The 13976-nt window shown below is 70.9% G+C and carries 11 protein-coding genes; 9 read left to right on the top strand and 2 right to left on the bottom strand.

Translation table 11 applies throughout. The annotated features are described in order from the left end of the window. Positions 1–228 precede the first annotated feature (228 nt). Positions 229–1221, top strand: coding sequence for a YihY/virulence factor BrkB family protein (locus tag ABD808_RS23790; protein ID WP_344900340.1), 993 nt, complete (start codon positions 229–231; stop codon positions 1219–1221). Here the strand turns inward: ABD808_RS23790 and ABD808_RS23795 are convergent. Together ABD808_RS23795 and ABD808_RS23800 are read right to left on the bottom strand one after the other, a co-directional pair. Continuing rightward, on the bottom strand, positions 1191–1610 hold the full coding sequence (locus ABD808_RS23795) for a nuclear transport factor 2 family protein (protein ID WP_344900342.1): 420 nt from the start codon (positions 1608–1610) through the stop codon (positions 1191–1193). The genes ABD808_RS23790 and ABD808_RS23795 overlap by 31 nt on opposite strands. A gap of 102 nt (positions 1611–1712) precedes the next feature. Then, the gene (locus ABD808_RS23800; RefSeq protein WP_344900344.1) at positions 1713–2990 is read right to left on the bottom strand and encodes a D-alanyl-D-alanine carboxypeptidase family protein; all 1278 of its coding nucleotides are present in this window, start codon (positions 2988–2990) and stop codon (positions 1713–1715) included. Positions 2991–3481: 491 nt separating this feature from the next. Here ABD808_RS23800 and ABD808_RS23805 point away from each other — a divergent pair, with 491 nt between their 5' ends. The 8 genes from ABD808_RS23805 (at position 3482) to ABD808_RS23840 (ending at position 13841) form a co-directional block, all read left to right on the top strand. Continuing rightward, positions 3482–4648 carry a glutamate--cysteine ligase gene (locus ABD808_RS23805; RefSeq protein ID WP_344900346.1) on the top strand — a complete coding sequence of 389 codons (1167 nt, stop codon included), beginning with the start codon at positions 3482–3484 and terminating at the stop codon, positions 4646–4648. Between the two features lie 439 nt (positions 4649–5087). Beyond that, positions 5088–6368, top strand: coding sequence for a M20 family metallopeptidase (locus tag ABD808_RS23810; protein WP_425548971.1), 1281 nt, complete (start codon positions 5088–5090; stop codon positions 6366–6368). 259 nt (positions 6369–6627) lie between these two features. After that, entirely contained in the window at positions 6628–7686 is a 1059-nt protein-coding gene (locus ABD808_RS23815; protein WP_344900348.1) for a BMP family lipoprotein, read from the top strand. Between the two features lie 132 nt (positions 7687–7818). Next, positions 7819–9480 (top strand): ABC transporter ATP-binding protein, encoded by a 1662-nt coding sequence (locus ABD808_RS23820; protein ID WP_344900350.1) that lies wholly within the window; start codon positions 7819–7821, stop codon positions 9478–9480. Then, positions 9477–10781: an ABC transporter permease gene (locus tag ABD808_RS23825; protein WP_344900352.1), complete on the top strand. Its 1305-nt coding sequence runs from the start codon at positions 9477–9479 to the stop codon at positions 10779–10781. Before ABD808_RS23820 ends, ABD808_RS23825 begins: the two co-directional genes overlap by 4 nt. Further along, positions 10778–12148, top strand: a complete 1371-nt coding sequence (locus tag ABD808_RS23830) for an ABC transporter permease (protein WP_344900354.1) — start codon at positions 10778–10780, stop codon at positions 12146–12148. Before ABD808_RS23825 ends, ABD808_RS23830 begins: the two co-directional genes overlap by 4 nt. A 4-nt stretch (positions 12149–12152) precedes the next feature. Continuing rightward, on the top strand, positions 12153–12557 hold the full coding sequence (locus tag ABD808_RS23835; protein ID WP_344900356.1) for a cytidine deaminase: 405 nt from the start codon (positions 12153–12155) through the stop codon (positions 12555–12557). Positions 12558–12566: 9 nt separating this feature from the next. Then, positions 12567–13841 carry a thymidine phosphorylase gene (locus tag ABD808_RS23840; RefSeq protein WP_344900358.1) on the top strand — a complete coding sequence of 425 codons (1275 nt, stop codon included), beginning with the start codon at positions 12567–12569 and terminating at the stop codon, positions 13839–13841. Positions 13842–13976 lie beyond the last annotated feature (135 nt).

Below are 13976 nucleotides of genomic sequence, written 5' to 3' on the forward strand. Positions count from 1 at the left end.
GCGACCCCCTGGAACCCCCGTCGGCGACGCAGGCGATCCTCACGACACGTTGCGGTTTTCCGTGCCTGTCGCGGTTTCTGTGCGTCGCTGCGGTCGCCTGCGTCGACGGGTTGTGCGACCTCCGGCGCTGGGGCGCCTCCGGCCGCACAACCCGTGACGGTGGCTGGGGGCGGTTGCTCGGCCATGCACGGTAAGCATGTTGTGACGGTTTACGGGTAACTTGCGGGCATGTGGTCGGTGGTTGGGAGGGTTCGGCGGTGGGGGGAGGCGCTGCCGGGTCGTGGAGAGGAAGTGGTGCGGAATGCTCGGGAGCGGTGGCGGTGGGTTGATCACCAGGGACGGGCGTTGGAGCGGTATCGGGAGCGACGGGGGGATCGGCTCGCTGCGGCGCTGAGTTGCTATGCGTTTTTGTCGTTCTTTCCGTTGCTGGCGTTGGCGTATTCGTTGCTCGGTTATTTGGTTGGGGTCAGTGGCGAGGCGCGTGACTACTTCGTGCGGGCTGTGAACTCGCAGTTGCCCGGGTTGGCGGACGAGTTGCAGGTTGAGCAGATCGCTCAGTCGAAGACGGCGGTGGGGATCATCGGGCTGGCCGCGTTGCTGGTCACCGGGCAGGGCTGGGTGCAGGTTCTGCGGGAGGCGCTGCGCGAGATGTGGGGCAACGAGCCTGGGGGCGGGGGGAACTTCGCCGTCAAGCGGGTGTGGAACATCGGGGTGCTGGCGTTCCTTGGGATCGTTCTGATCTGCGGCATGGCCGTTTCCACGGTGACGACGTCGGCGACCCATACCGTGCTCGGGTGGTTCGGGCTGGACGGTTTCACCGGGGCCGGGACCGGGTTGCGGGTGTTGGCGTTGGCGTGTGCGGTCGCGTTCAACGCCGTGATCTTCCTGGTGCTGTTCACTCGGCTTTCGGGGACGCGGGCGCCCTGGCGGCGGATCATTCGGGGTGCGCTGTTCGGTGCGGTGGGCTTCGAGATCCTCAAGCAGACCGCGACGTTGCTGATCGCGCGGACGACGGAGAATCCCGTCTACGGAGCGTTCGCCGTGCTGGTCGGGCTGATGGTGTGGATCGTTTTGGTGTCGCGGTTCGTGCTGTTCGTGGCCGCGTGGACGGCCACTCGGCGCGTCGTCCTCACCGCTGATGCCGATAATCCGGAGAAGTCGCCCTCGGCGGACGAGACCCCGCAGTGGACTCAGGACCAGAAGGCGTCGTCGGCGTACTGATCCTCGGCCAGCGTGCGGATCTCGGTGATCTTTCCGTCCTCGATGTGGAACAGGTCCACCGAGCGGCCGTCCAGGACCCGGCCGGGGTGTCCGGGGCGTTCCGCGTAGGTCTGGACGAGTGCCGCGCCGTACTCCTCGTTCGCCATCACGGCGTACGGTTCGGCGCGGAACGTCCCGCCCGAAAGCTCGAACAGCCGGACGTAGAAGCCGAGGACCTCCGCGGCGGTGCGGTACTCACCGCTCAGCGGCCCGTGTCCGGGGACGTGGTGCACGACGTTCTCGGCGAGCAGGTCGCGGATCAACGTCATGTCGCCCTTGGCGAAGGCCGTGTAGCCGTCCTTCAGCAGTGCCGTGTTCGGATGTTCGCAGGAGACGTGTGTGTCGGACATGGCGTGCTTCCTCCCGCGGCGCCGGTGCCACCGCGAGCGTAAGCCTGTGGACGCCGCCAGGCCAGGGTCCCCGAGCCTTCTGAGCGAACCTTTACCGGTGGCTCAGGAACCGGCGTCGTCGGAGCGGTAGCGCAGCGATTCCAGGCGGCGCCTGCGGCGCAGGACGACGAACAGCACCGCGATGGCCAGCAGCGCGCCCGCCGTGCCGCCGCCGAACAGCAGCCACGCGCGGGACCGGTCGTCGGACGCGAGCGGCCCGTCCGGCAGCATCCCGTCCTCGTCGGCGTCCTTGCTGGTGGTCTTCGGGGTGCCGGGGGCGACGAGCACGCCCACGGGCGTGGCCTTGCCGCGCGCCGCGAAACCCCAGTCGAGCAGCTTGGCCGCGTACTCCGACGGCGGCTCGTCGGCGCGCATCAGCGAGATCACGATGGTGTGCCCGCCGCGCCGCGCCTGCGCGACGAAGGTCTGCCGGGCCTCGACCGTGTAGCCGTTCTTGCCGCCGAGCATGCCCGCGTAGGCGTGGCCCTCGCCCGGCAGCATGTGGTTGTGGGTGTGGATCGGGTACCCGCCGACCTTCTTGCCCTTCTTGCGCTCCTTCTTCGTGGGCGGCGCCGGGAACTTGAAGTCGATGGCCTGCATGTACGCGCGGTAGGCCGGGTTCTTCATCCCCTCGCGCAGGATGAGGGCCAGGTCGTACGCGGACGTGTGCTGGGTGCCGACGTTCAGCCCGAGGTCCTTGTCGAGCCCGTTCGGCGACCCGGCGAGGGTGTCGAGCGCGTTGATCCGCTTGGCCTCGGTGTTCATGGCGGCGACGGTCTTGCCCTTGCCGCCGTACGCCTCGGCGAGGGTCAGCGAGGCGTCGTTGGCCGACATCATCAGCATCGCGTGGAACAGGTCGGAGATCTTGTAGCGCATCTTCGGGGTGAGGCCGACCTTGGTGCCCTCGACGTCGCACGCGTGCTGCGTGGGCCGGACGACCTGGTTCGGGTCGAGCTTCGGCACGAGGGTGAGCGCGGTCAGCGTCTTGATCGTGCTGGCCGGGAGGTACTGGCCGTGCGGGTCCTTGGCGGCCAGGACGTCGCCGGTGTCGGCGTCCGCGATCAGGTACGAGGCCGCGTTGATCTTCGGCAGGGCGGGGACGCCCGCGGCCTGGTCGACGAGGATCCCGCGTCCGGCGAGCCGCTGGCCGCCGATCGTGTCCTCGGGCGAGGTCGCGGGCGGCGCGGCCTGCGGCGGGGCGTCGGTCGTCCGCGGCGGGACGGGCCGCGGCGTGGGCCTGGCCGCCGCCGGGAGCGCGGGTCCGGTGGCGAGGGACGCCGACACCAGCGGCACGGTGATCGTTGTCAGGGCGCGGCGGACGCCGGTCCGCACTCGTCGCACTGGTCGCAAGCTTCCGACGCTCCTCGTTCCCCTGGAAGCGCGATCGCTCCCGCAGCGCATGCGCGTGGCGCCCATGACTCCCCCGAAGACTAGGCGACGTACCCGACGAAGGGGTACCCGACCGCGAACGCGGCAAGCACAGGACGGACGTGACGGCGAGTGCAGGGGGGACGTCCCGGGCACTATGGGACATCCGCTATCGGTGACAGTCCGTCATCAGCGGTATTTTGGACGGGCTAACTAGTTCGATCGGGTGGTGCCGCAGACCCGAGCAATGACCGAAAGGTAGGACGCCCTCGCGCTCGCCGACCGTCCGCATGAGTCAATTGGACCGCAAAGCGCATGGAGACCCGGCAGGGCGGCGAGAACGGACGTCATCATGGTGCGAACACGTGACCTGGACCGGCGTTTGTCCAGGCTTAGGGACCCGCTGGCTGAACCGCGCCACGTGCCACGCAACGACCTGCAAGGATTGTGGACGGAGGTTGGCCGTGGCCATTGACTTCAACGCATCGAACGGGGCGACGCTCGGCGTCGAGTGGGAGATCCAACTCGTCGATGCGGGGACGAGGCACCTGCGGCAGGACGCACGCGAGGTGCTCGCCGCGCTGCCGTCGCTCACCGAGAACGACCAGAACCCCCCGATCCGGCACGAACTGATGGAGTCCACGGTCGAGGTCGTGACCGGGATCTGCCACACGGTCGGCGAGGCCAAGGCCGACCTCGCCGCGACCCTCGCCACCCTCAGGACCGCCGCCGCCCAGCGCGACATCGCGCTGGCCTGCACCGGCACCCACCCGATCAGCGACTGGCGCGACGCGGTCATGGCGCCGATGCGCCGGTACGCCGAGCTGATCGAGGAGATGCAGTGGCTGGCGCGGCGCATCCAGACGTTCGGCGTCCACGTCCACGTGGGCGTCTCGGACGGCGCCAGGGTGATCCCGATCGTCAACGCGCTCTCGTCCTACCTTCCGCACTTCCTGGCGCTGACCGCGTCCAGCCCGTTCTGGAGCGGCAGCGACACCGGCCTCGCGTCCTGCCGGGCGGTGGTGTTCGGTCAGCTGCCGACCGCCGGACCGCCCCATCTGCTGGACGACTGGGCGGCCTTCGAGGATTACATGGACACCCTGCTGCGTTCTGGGACTATTCGCAGCATCAAGGAAGTCTGGTGGGACATCCGCCCGCATCCCGACTTCGGCACCGTCGAGATCCGCATGTTCGACGGCATCCCCACCATGCGGGAGGTCGGGATGGCGGCGGCGCTGTGCCAGAGCCTGGTCACGCTGTTCGAGCAGCAGTTGGACCGCGGCTACACGCTGCCGCGTCCGGCCGCCTGGGTGATGCGCGACAACAAGTGGCGCGCGACCAGGTACGGGCTCGACGCCATCGTCATCACCGATGACTCGGGGAACACCGCGCCGCTCCGCGACGACCTGTACGAGCTGGTCAGGGAGCTGGAGCCGATCGCCGACCGGCTCGGCTGCGCCGAGGAGCTCAAGGTGGCGGGGGAGGTCCTGGAGTACGGCGCCCCGTACGAGCGCCAGCGCGCGATCCGCGCGGACGGCGGGACGCTGGAGAACATCGTCGACGCGGCGATCGTCGAACTCGCCGAGGACAGGTTCGTCACACTGGGGGAGGTCGCACATGCCGGAACCTGACGAGGAACCGGCCGTCCCGGGCGATCTACCCGGTGCCGCCGTGGGACGTGGGGCGTCCCGGCGGCGCGAGACCGGACCCGAGCCGGAACCCGAGCGGCGACGCGAGGCGGGGCTCGAAGAAGGCAGTGTCGAGAAGGACACGACCGACACCACAGCGCGGAGACCCTCCGGCTCCGCCGTCGTACAGGGGGCGCACATGACCTATCAGGGGCCCGGGGTGATGCCCGGCCTTGAACCACCCAACCCCCCGGGGCCCGCGAGTACCGCGGGCCGTGCCGAGGCGATGCCGCCAACGGCGGGGGGCACTCCCGGCGGTGAGGACGTCCCCGACGGGACGGTCCCGCCCGAGCCCCCGGCCCGGCCGCCGGTGACGGGCGAGATCGTGCCGGGCACGCCCACCGTGCCCGCCGCCGCACCCGCCGTGCCTACCGTGCCCGCCGTGCCCACTGCGGGCGCCGCCTCGGCGGGATCGGCGGTCCTCGGCGGCGCGGTGCTCCAGCCGCAGCTCGACGCCTTCCTGGCCGCGCACGAGGACGAGCTGATCGCGTTCCGCCGCGACCTGCACATGCATCCCGAGCTGGGCTACTCCGAGCACCGCACCACCAGGAAGATCGCCGAGCGGCTGCGCGCGGCGGGCCTGAAGCCGGTGATCCTGCCGAAGGGCACCGGCCTGTTCTGCGACGTGGGGCCCACCGACGGCGGCACGGTCGCGCTGCGCGCCGACATCGACGCGCTCCCGTTGCAGGACGAGAAGGAGGGCGTCCCGTACCGGTCGACGGTGCCGGGCGTCGCGCACGCCTGCGGCCACGACGCGCACACCTCGATCGTCCTCGGCGCGGGCCTGTTCCTCGCGCAGCAGGCGGAGGCGGGGCTGCTGCCCGGCCGGGTCAGGCTGCTGTTCCAGCCCGCCGAGGAGACCCCGGGCGGGGCGCTGGACGTGATGGCGGCGGGCGGCATCGCGGGCGTCGACCGGGCGTTCGCGCTGCACTGCGACCCGCGCATCGAGGTCGGCGAGCTGGGCCTGCGCACCGGTCCGATCACCGCCGCGTGCGACAAGGTGTACGTGAAGGTCACCGGGCCCGGCGGGCACACCGCCCGGCCGCATCTGACCGCCGACCTCGTCTACGCGCTCGCCAAGATCGTCACGGAGCTGCCGTCGGCGCTGTCGCGGCGGGTCGACCCGCGTTCCAGCCTGTCGCTGGTGTGGGGACGGGTGTCGGCCGGTTCCGTCGCCAACGCCATCCCCGACGACGGGATCGCGGAGGGGACCGTCCGCTGCCTGGACGACGACGCCTGGCACCGCGCCCCCGAGATGATGAAGGCGCTGCTCCAGTCGGTGGCCGCCGCCTACGACGTGGAGGCGTCGCTGGAGTACGTCCGGGGCGTCCCGCCGACCGTGAACGAGGCGACCAGCGTGCAGATGTTCCGGGACGCCGCCGCGCAGGTCCTGGACGAGGAGGGCGTGGTGCCCACCCCGCAGAGCCTCGGCGGCGAGGACTTCGGCTGGTACCTGGAGTCGATCCCCGGCGCGCTGGCCAGGCTCGGCGTGCGGACCCCCGGTTCGCCCGGCGAGTACGACCTGCACCGGGGCGACTTCGACGTCGACGAGAGCTGCATCGCCGTCGGCGTGCGGGTGCTGAGCGCGACCGCGCTGACCGCGCTGTGGGAGGGCGGCCGTCCCGGCGACACCGAGCCGATCGAGGGCGCGGCCCTGGCGTAGACCTGGGGTGGTTTCGGCGCGGACCCGGTACGCCGGTTCCGCGCCCTTTCGGGACGTCCGGGGATGCCCCGGTTCGCCCTGCTGACCTGCGGTGCTGATCCCCCGTGTCGCTCCATGGCGGGATGTCTACGCGATGGTAACGGACCTGTTGCGAATCGGTGCACGCAGGAGGTTTGTTCTCGTTCGCGATGTAGCGTCCGATCGATTTCGGTGACCGGACCGGCCACCCGCTGCGGGTGGGCACGGAAGGAGCGCTACGTTGCGCCGTGGACTGAAGATTTCGCTCGTCACCGTGACGGGTGCGGCGCTGACGCTCGGCGCGTCCGCCTGCGGTGGCAAGAAGGCCGACTCCGGCGACGGTGGCGACGAGGGCAAGAAGACCCTCAAGATCGGGCTGGCCTTCGACATCGGCGGGCGCGGCGACCAGTCGTTCAACGACTCGGCCGCCGCCGGGCTCGACCGGGCCAAGAAGGACCTCAAGGTCCAGACCGAGGAGATCTCCGCCAAGCCGGACGAGCCGGACGCCGACAAGGAGTCGCGGCTGCGGCTGATGGCCAACAAGGGCTACAACCCGGTCATCGGGGTCGGGTTCGCCTACACCGCGTCCCTCATCAAGGTCGCCAAGGACTTCCCGAACACCAAGTTCCTCGTCGTGGACGCCGACCAGTGCAAGGTCGAGGGCCCCAACGTCAGCGGCGCCTGCTTCTCCGAGGAGCAGGGGTCCTACCTCGTCGGCGCGGCCGCCGCGCTGAAGTCCAAGACGGGCACGATCGGGTTCATCGGCGGCGTCAACATCCCGCTGATCCACAAGTTCTTCGCGGGCTACCAGGCCGGGGCGAAGGCGGCCAAGCCGGGCATCAAGGTGCTGCCCGCCAAGTACCTGACGGAGCCGCCGAACTTCAACGGCTTCAAGGACACCGGGCTCGGCATCGAGGCCGCCAAGGGCAAGCTCGACCAGGACGCCGACGTCATCTTCCACGCCGCGGGCGGCGCCGGGATCGGCGTGATCAAGACCGTCGGCCAGGCGGGCAAGTGGGCCATCGGCGTCGACTCCGACCAGTACAACCAGCCCGCCGTCGCCGGGGTGAAGGAGCAGATCCTCACCTCGATGGTCAAGCACGTCGACCTCGCCGTGTACGACTTCGTCGAGAGCGTCGCCAAGGGCACCTTCAAGGCGGGGACCACGAAGTACAACCTCCAGAACGACGGCGTCGGCTACGCGACGTCCGGCGGGAAGATCGACGACATCAAGGCCAGGCTCGACGAGCTGAAGGCCAAGATCATCAGTGGGGAGATCAAGGTTCCGACGGACGCCTGATCCACTCCCCGGCCGTGACCGCGGACCGGGCGCTCTCCACCGGACGGCGCCCGGCACGGCGGTCCGGCGGCGGGGGCGCGGCGCGACGCCACGGCGAGACGACCAGGTTCGAGGCGGGGGGAGGGGCATTCGTTGCCTGACCAGGTTCCGGCGGTGCGGCTGACGTCGATCACCAAGCGGTTCCCCGGGGTGGTCGCCAACCGCGACGTCGACCTCACCATCGAGCGCGGCGAGGTGCACGCGCTCTGCGGGGAGAACGGCGCCGGCAAGTCGACACTGATGAAGATCCTCTACGGGATGCAGCGGCCGGACGAGGGCACCATCGAGGTCGAGGGCGAGCAGGTCTCGTTCCGGACCCCGGCCGACGCGATCGGCCGCGGCATCGGCATGGTCCACCAGCATTTCAAGCTGGCCGACAACCTGACCGTTTTGGAGAACGTGATCCTCGGCGCCGAGTCGGGCCGTTCCGGGGGGCGTGGGGGGTCGTCCCCCCACAAGCGGCTGGGCCGTTCCGGGGGGCGTGGGGGGTCGTCCCCCCTCAAGCGACTGGGCCGGTTCGGCCGGATCGACTTCGCCGCCGCCCGCGCCAAGATCCAGGAGATGTCGCAGGCGTACGGGCTGAGCGTCGACCCGGACCTGCTGGTCGAGACGCTCGGCGTCGGCCAGCGGCAGCGCGTGGAGATCCTCAAGGTGCTGTACCGGGGCGCCCGCGTGCTGATCCTGGACGAGCCGACGGCCGTGCTCGTCCCGCAGGAGGTCGACGAGCTGTTCGGCAACCTGCGGGAGCTGCGCGCCGAGGGCCTGACCGTGCTGTTCATCTCGCACAAGTTGGACGAGGTCCTCACCGTCGCCGACACCATCTCGGTGATCCGGCGCGGCACCACCGTCGCGACCAGGATCGACCCGCGCGAGACGACGGCGCGGCGGCTCGCGGAACTGATGGTCGGATCGCAGCTTCCCACCCCGGAGCTGCGCGAGTCGACCGTCACCGAGGACGTCCAGCTCGACGTGTCCGGGCTGACCGTGCTCACCCCGCTGGGCCGTCCCGTCGTGAACGACGTGTCGCTGCGCATCCGCCGGGGCGAGATCGTCGGCCTCGCGGGCGTCGAGGGCAACGGGCAGACCGAGCTCATCGAGGCGATCATGGGCATCCGGCACACCGACGCGGGCACTATCCGGTACTTGTCGGGGGGTGTGGGGGGTCGTCCCCCCACAATGAAAGGCGACGGCGGGGACGACATCACCCACTGGACGACCCGGCGGCGCCGCGAGGCGGGCATCGCCTACATCCCCGAGGACCGGCACCGGCACGGGCTCGTCCTGGAGGGGACGATCTGGGAGAACCGCGTGCTGGGCCACCAGACGCAGCGGCCGAACGTGCGCGGCCCGTGGATCGACCGGCGCGGCGCCCGCCGCGACACCACCCGGATCGTCCAGGCCTACGACGTGCGGACGCCCGGGATCGACGTGCCCGCCGCCGCGCTGTCGGGCGGCAACCAGCAGAAGCTCATCGTCGGCCGGGAGATGTCCGGCGAGCCGCGCCTGCTGATCGCCGCGCATCCCACCCGCGGCATCGACGTCGGCGCCCAGGCCGCGATCTGGGACCATCTGCGCCGCGCCCGCGCGGCCGGGTTGGCCGTCCTGCTGATCAGCGCCGACCTTGAGGAACTCATCGGAATGTCCGACACCCTGCATGTGATCCTGCGGGGCGAGCTGGTCGCGGAGGTCGATCCGCGGACCGTCACCCCGGAGGAGCTCGGCTCCGCGATGACCGCCGCCGGAGCCGAGTCATGACCGACCCGAAGGACCCCGCGGACCCGGCGTCGGAACCTTCCAAGCCGGACCCTTCGAACCCGGAACCGAACCCGATCCCGGAGCCGCGGCCGGAGTCGGAGACGCCGCCGAAAGCGGGGCCGCCGGGCGTGCCGGAGCCGGTGCCCGCGTGGAAGGCGATCCTGCGCGGGATGGGGCCGACCGGCCTGGCGTTGAAGATCGGCGCGCCGGTGCTGGCGCTGCTGATCTCCCTCGTGATCACGATGATCCTGCTGCGGATCACCGGCGCCGACCCGTTCAGCTCCGTGCAGAGCATGATCGACTACGGCACCACCGAGAACTCGATCGTCGACATCGTCAACCGCGCGACCCGGTACTACCTGTCGGCGGTCGCGGTGGCGATCGGGTTCCGGATGGCGCTGCTGAACATCGGCGTGGACGGCCAGTACCGGCTCGCCGCGTTCTTCGCCGCCGTGCTCGGCGGCGCGGTCACGCTGCCCGCGCCGCTCGGCCAGCTGCTGGTGATCGTCGCGGCGATGGCGGTCGGCGGGCTGTGGGCGGCGATCGCGGGCGTGCTGAAGGTGACCCGCGGGGTCAGCGAGGTGCTGTCCACGATCATGCTGAACGCGATCGCGACCGGCGTGATCGCCTACCTGCTGAACGACGACCGGCTCGCGGCGTTCCGGCCGAACAGCAACGACGTCGCGACACCGCAGATCCCGAAGGAGGGTCGGATCGGGTCGCTGAACGGGTTCCTGTCGGCGATCGGGATCGACCTGCCGGGCGAGGTGTACGGGCTGCTGCCGCTCGCGATCGTCGTCGGGATCGTGTTCTGGGTCGTGATCAACCGCACCAGGTTCGGGTTCGACCTGAGGGTGTCGGGGCTGTCGCTGTCGGCCGCGCAGGCGAGCGGCGTCAACGCCCGCCGCATGATCGTCTACACGATGGTGCTGTCCGGGGTGGTGGCCGGGCTGATCGGCATGCCGGAGCTGCTCGGCGCGTCCTACGAGTACTCGCTGAACTTCCCGGCGGGCCTCGGCTTCACCGGGATCACGGTCGCCCTGCTCGGCCGCAACCATCCGGTCGGGATCGCGCTCGCCGCGCTGCTGTTCGCGTTCCTCGACCAGACCTCCGACATCCTCCAGGACGTCGACGTGCCGAAGGAGATCGTCGCGGTGATGCAGGGCGTGGTCGTGCTGACCGTCGTCATCGTGTACGAACTCGTCCGGCGCTGGGAGATCCGGTTGCAACAGCGGGCCGTCGCCGCCGAACTCGCCACCGGCCACGATCTGGCCCGTGAGGCCTCCGGGAGCGCGTCATGACCACCGTGACCGGGACGGCCCCCGCCGAGAAGGCCGCGAGCGGCAAGCGCGGGCTGCGCTGGCCGCACTACCTGCTGATCGCGTCCGGGCTGCTCGTTCTGCTGTCCCTCGTCCGGGTGGTCGACGACGCGAACCCGGTGACGTCCAGCGGAACGGTCAGCGCGTCCCTCCGCCTCGCCGTGCCGATCTTCCTGGCGGGCCTCGGCGGGCTGTGGTCGGAGCGCTCCGGCGTGATCAACATCGGGCTTGAGGGCATGATGATCCTCGGGACCTGGACGGGCGCGTGGGCCGGCTACCAGTGGGGCCCCTGGATCGGCGTCCTCGCGGGCATCCTCGGCGGCGCGCTCGGCGGCCTGGTGCACGCGGTCGCGACGGTGTCGTTCGGCGTCGACCACATCGTGTCCGGTGTCGCGATCAACATCCTCGGCCTGGGGCTGACGCAGTTCCTGGCCGGGCTGATCTTCGACACGGGCGAGGCGAAGGCGCTCGGCGGCGGCCCGCGCCAGTCGCCGCCGGTCGACTCGATCATGACGTTGACGCTGCCGGTGCTGTCCGGCGGGAAGATCGGCGGCTGGCAGAGCCCCGACTGGCTCGGCTCGCTGGAGCGCCACCACTGGTTCCTGCTGTCGGACGTCGCGGGCATCGCGCGCGGCCTGACCAGCGACATGTCGCTGCTGACGCTCGTCGCGCTGCTACTGGCGCCGCTCAGCTTCCTGATCCTGTGGCGCACGTCGTTCGGCCTGCGCATCCGGTCCTGCGGTGAGGACCCGTACGCCGCCGAGTCCCTCGGCGTGCACGTGTACCGGATGAAGTACGCGGCCGTCATCATCTCCGGCGGGCTCTCCGGCCTGGCGGGCGCGTTCATCGTCACCGTCGCCGGTTCGCTGTACCAGGACGGCCAGACCAACGGCCGGGGCTTCATCGGCCTGGCCGCGATGATCTTCGGTAACTGGCGTCCCGGCGGCCTCGCCGCGGGCTCGCTGCTGTTCGGCTACACCGACGCGATGAACGTGCGCGGCGGCGGCGAGTCCGTCCACGCGCTGCTGCTGTTCGTCGCGATCCTGCTCATCGGCGTCGCGGGCTGGCAGGCGGCGCGGGCGAACCGGTCGCGTCCGGACCGGTTGCGGCCGGACGCGGTCACCGATCTCGCGCGCCGCGACATGAACTACGCGGTGGTCGGCGCCGTCCTGTCGCTCGTGACCGCCGCCGCGCTTCTCGCATGGTTCCTGATGAGCGACACCGTCGCCGGGGAACTGGTCTCGTTCACCCCGCATCTGACGACGCTTCTCGTCCTGGCCCTCGCCAGCCAGCGCCTCCGCATGCCCGCCGCGGACGGCCTCCGATATCGGCGCGGTGAGGCACGATAGGGCCATGGAGATCGACTGGCCTGCCCTGCGCGACGCCGCGCGGGAGGCGATGAAGCGCGCGTACTGTCCGTACTCCGGCTTCCCGGTCGGCGCCGCCGCCCTGGTGGACGACGGCCGGATCATCAGCGGATGCAACGTCGAGAACGCCGCGTACGGGGTCGCCCTGTGCGCGGAGTGCGGCGTCGTGTCCGCCCTCCACGGCCCCGGAAAGTCGGACGACCCCCGGCTCGTCGCGGTGGTGGTCGTCGACCGGCACGGCAACACGCTGATGCCGTGCGGCCGCTGCCGCCAGCTCCTGTGGGAGCACGGCGGCGCCGCCATCCTGATCGAGACGACGAACGGCATCCTGCCCATGTCGGACGTCCTGCCGGACGCCTTCGGTCCCGACGACCTCGTCACCAGAGCCTGAAAGGATCACGTGGACGCCATAGACGTCATCCGCGCGAAGCGGGACGGCGCCGCCCTCACGCCCGACCAGATCGACTGGGCCGTGGACGCCTACACGCGCGGCGCGATCGCCGAGGAGCAGATGGCGGCGCTGGCGATGGCGATCCTGCTGAACGGCATGACCCGTCCCGAGGTGGCCCGCTGGACGGACGCGATGGTCCGCTCCGGCGAGCGGATGGACTGGTCGGGACTGGATCGTCCGACCACCGACAAGCACTCCACCGGCGGCGTCGGCGACAAGATCACGTTGCCGCTGTCGCCGCTGGTGGCGGCGTGCGGCGCGGCCGTCCCGCAGCTGTCGGGCCGCGGCCTCGGCCACACCGGCGGCACCCTGGACAAGCTGGAGTCGATCCCGGGGTGGCGGGCGTCGCTGTCGAACGCCGAGATGCTGGACGTGCTGCGCGCGGCCGGTGCGGTGGTCTGCGCGGCGGGCGGCGGCCTCGCTCCCGCCGACCGCAAGCTCTACGCCCTGCGGGACGTGACGGGCACCGTCGAGTCGATCCCGCTGATCGCCTCGTCGATCATGTCGAAGAAGATCGCGGAGGGCACGGGCGCGCTCGTTCTGGACGTCAAGGTGGGCTCCGGCGCGTTCATGAAGACCGTTCAGAACGCCCGTGAGCTGGCCGAGACGATGGTCGCGATCGGCACCGACCACGGCGTGCGCACCACCGCGCTGCTCACCGCGATGGACCGTCCGCTCGGCAACGCGGTCGGCAACGCCGTCGAGGTCGCCGAGTCGGTCGAGGTGCTCGCCGGGGGCGGGCCGTCCGACGTGGTGGAGCTGACGGTGACGCTGGCCCGGGAGATGCTCGACGCCGCCGGTCTGACGTCCCGGGACCCGGCCGACGCCCTGGCGGACGGCTCGGCCATGGACGTCTGGCGCCGCATGATCACCGCGCAGGGCGGCGACCCCGACGCGCCGCTCCCCACGGCCCGCGAGACGCACACGGTCGTCGCGCCGTCGTCCGGCACCCTGACCAGCCTGGACGCCTACGGCGTCGGCGTGGCCGCCTGGCGCCTCGGCGCGGGCCGGGCCCGCAAGGAGGACCCGGTCTCGTTCGCGGCGGGAATCATCTGCCACGCGAAGCCGGGCGACACCGTGACCGAGGGCCAGCCGCTGCTGACCCTCCACGCCGACGACGAGACCCGCCTGCCCCGCGCCCTGGAATCCCTGGACGGCGCCTACGAGATCGGCGGCGCGGCCCCGTCCCTCCACCCGCTGATCATCGACCGGATCTCCCGCTAGGTCAGTGCGGCCCGCGCTTGCCGGGCGCCCAGAACGCTCGGCCTCCGCTACGCGCCGCCACCTGCCTGACCACAAGGTTTGTTAACAATAACCGTTGACGCGTGTTCGGGAGGGTCTCCAAGCTGATCAAGCTTG

The organism is Actinomadura meridiana, assembly GCF_039537545.1.
Classification (GTDB): domain Bacteria; phylum Actinomycetota; class Actinomycetes; order Streptosporangiales; family Streptosporangiaceae; genus Spirillospora; species Spirillospora meridiana.

What these genes read in the sequence shown, in the direction of transcription:
- ABD808_RS23790 (WP_344900340.1), top strand. Translation starts at nt 229, where the DNA reads ATGTGGTCGGTGGTTGGGAGGGTTCGGCGGTGGGGGGAGGCGCTGCCG.
- ABD808_RS23795 (WP_344900342.1), bottom strand. Translation starts at nt 1,610, where the DNA reads ATGTCCGACACACACGTCTCCTGCGAACATCCGAACACGGCACTGCTG.
- ABD808_RS23825 (WP_344900352.1), top strand. Translation starts at nt 9,477, where the DNA reads ATGACCGACCCGAAGGACCCCGCGGACCCGGCGTCGGAACCTTCCAAG.
- ABD808_RS23830 (WP_344900354.1), top strand. Translation starts at nt 10,778, where the DNA reads ATGACCACCGTGACCGGGACGGCCCCCGCCGAGAAGGCCGCGAGCGGC.
- ABD808_RS23835 (WP_344900356.1), top strand. Translation starts at nt 12,153, where the DNA reads ATGGAGATCGACTGGCCTGCCCTGCGCGACGCCGCGCGGGAGGCGATG.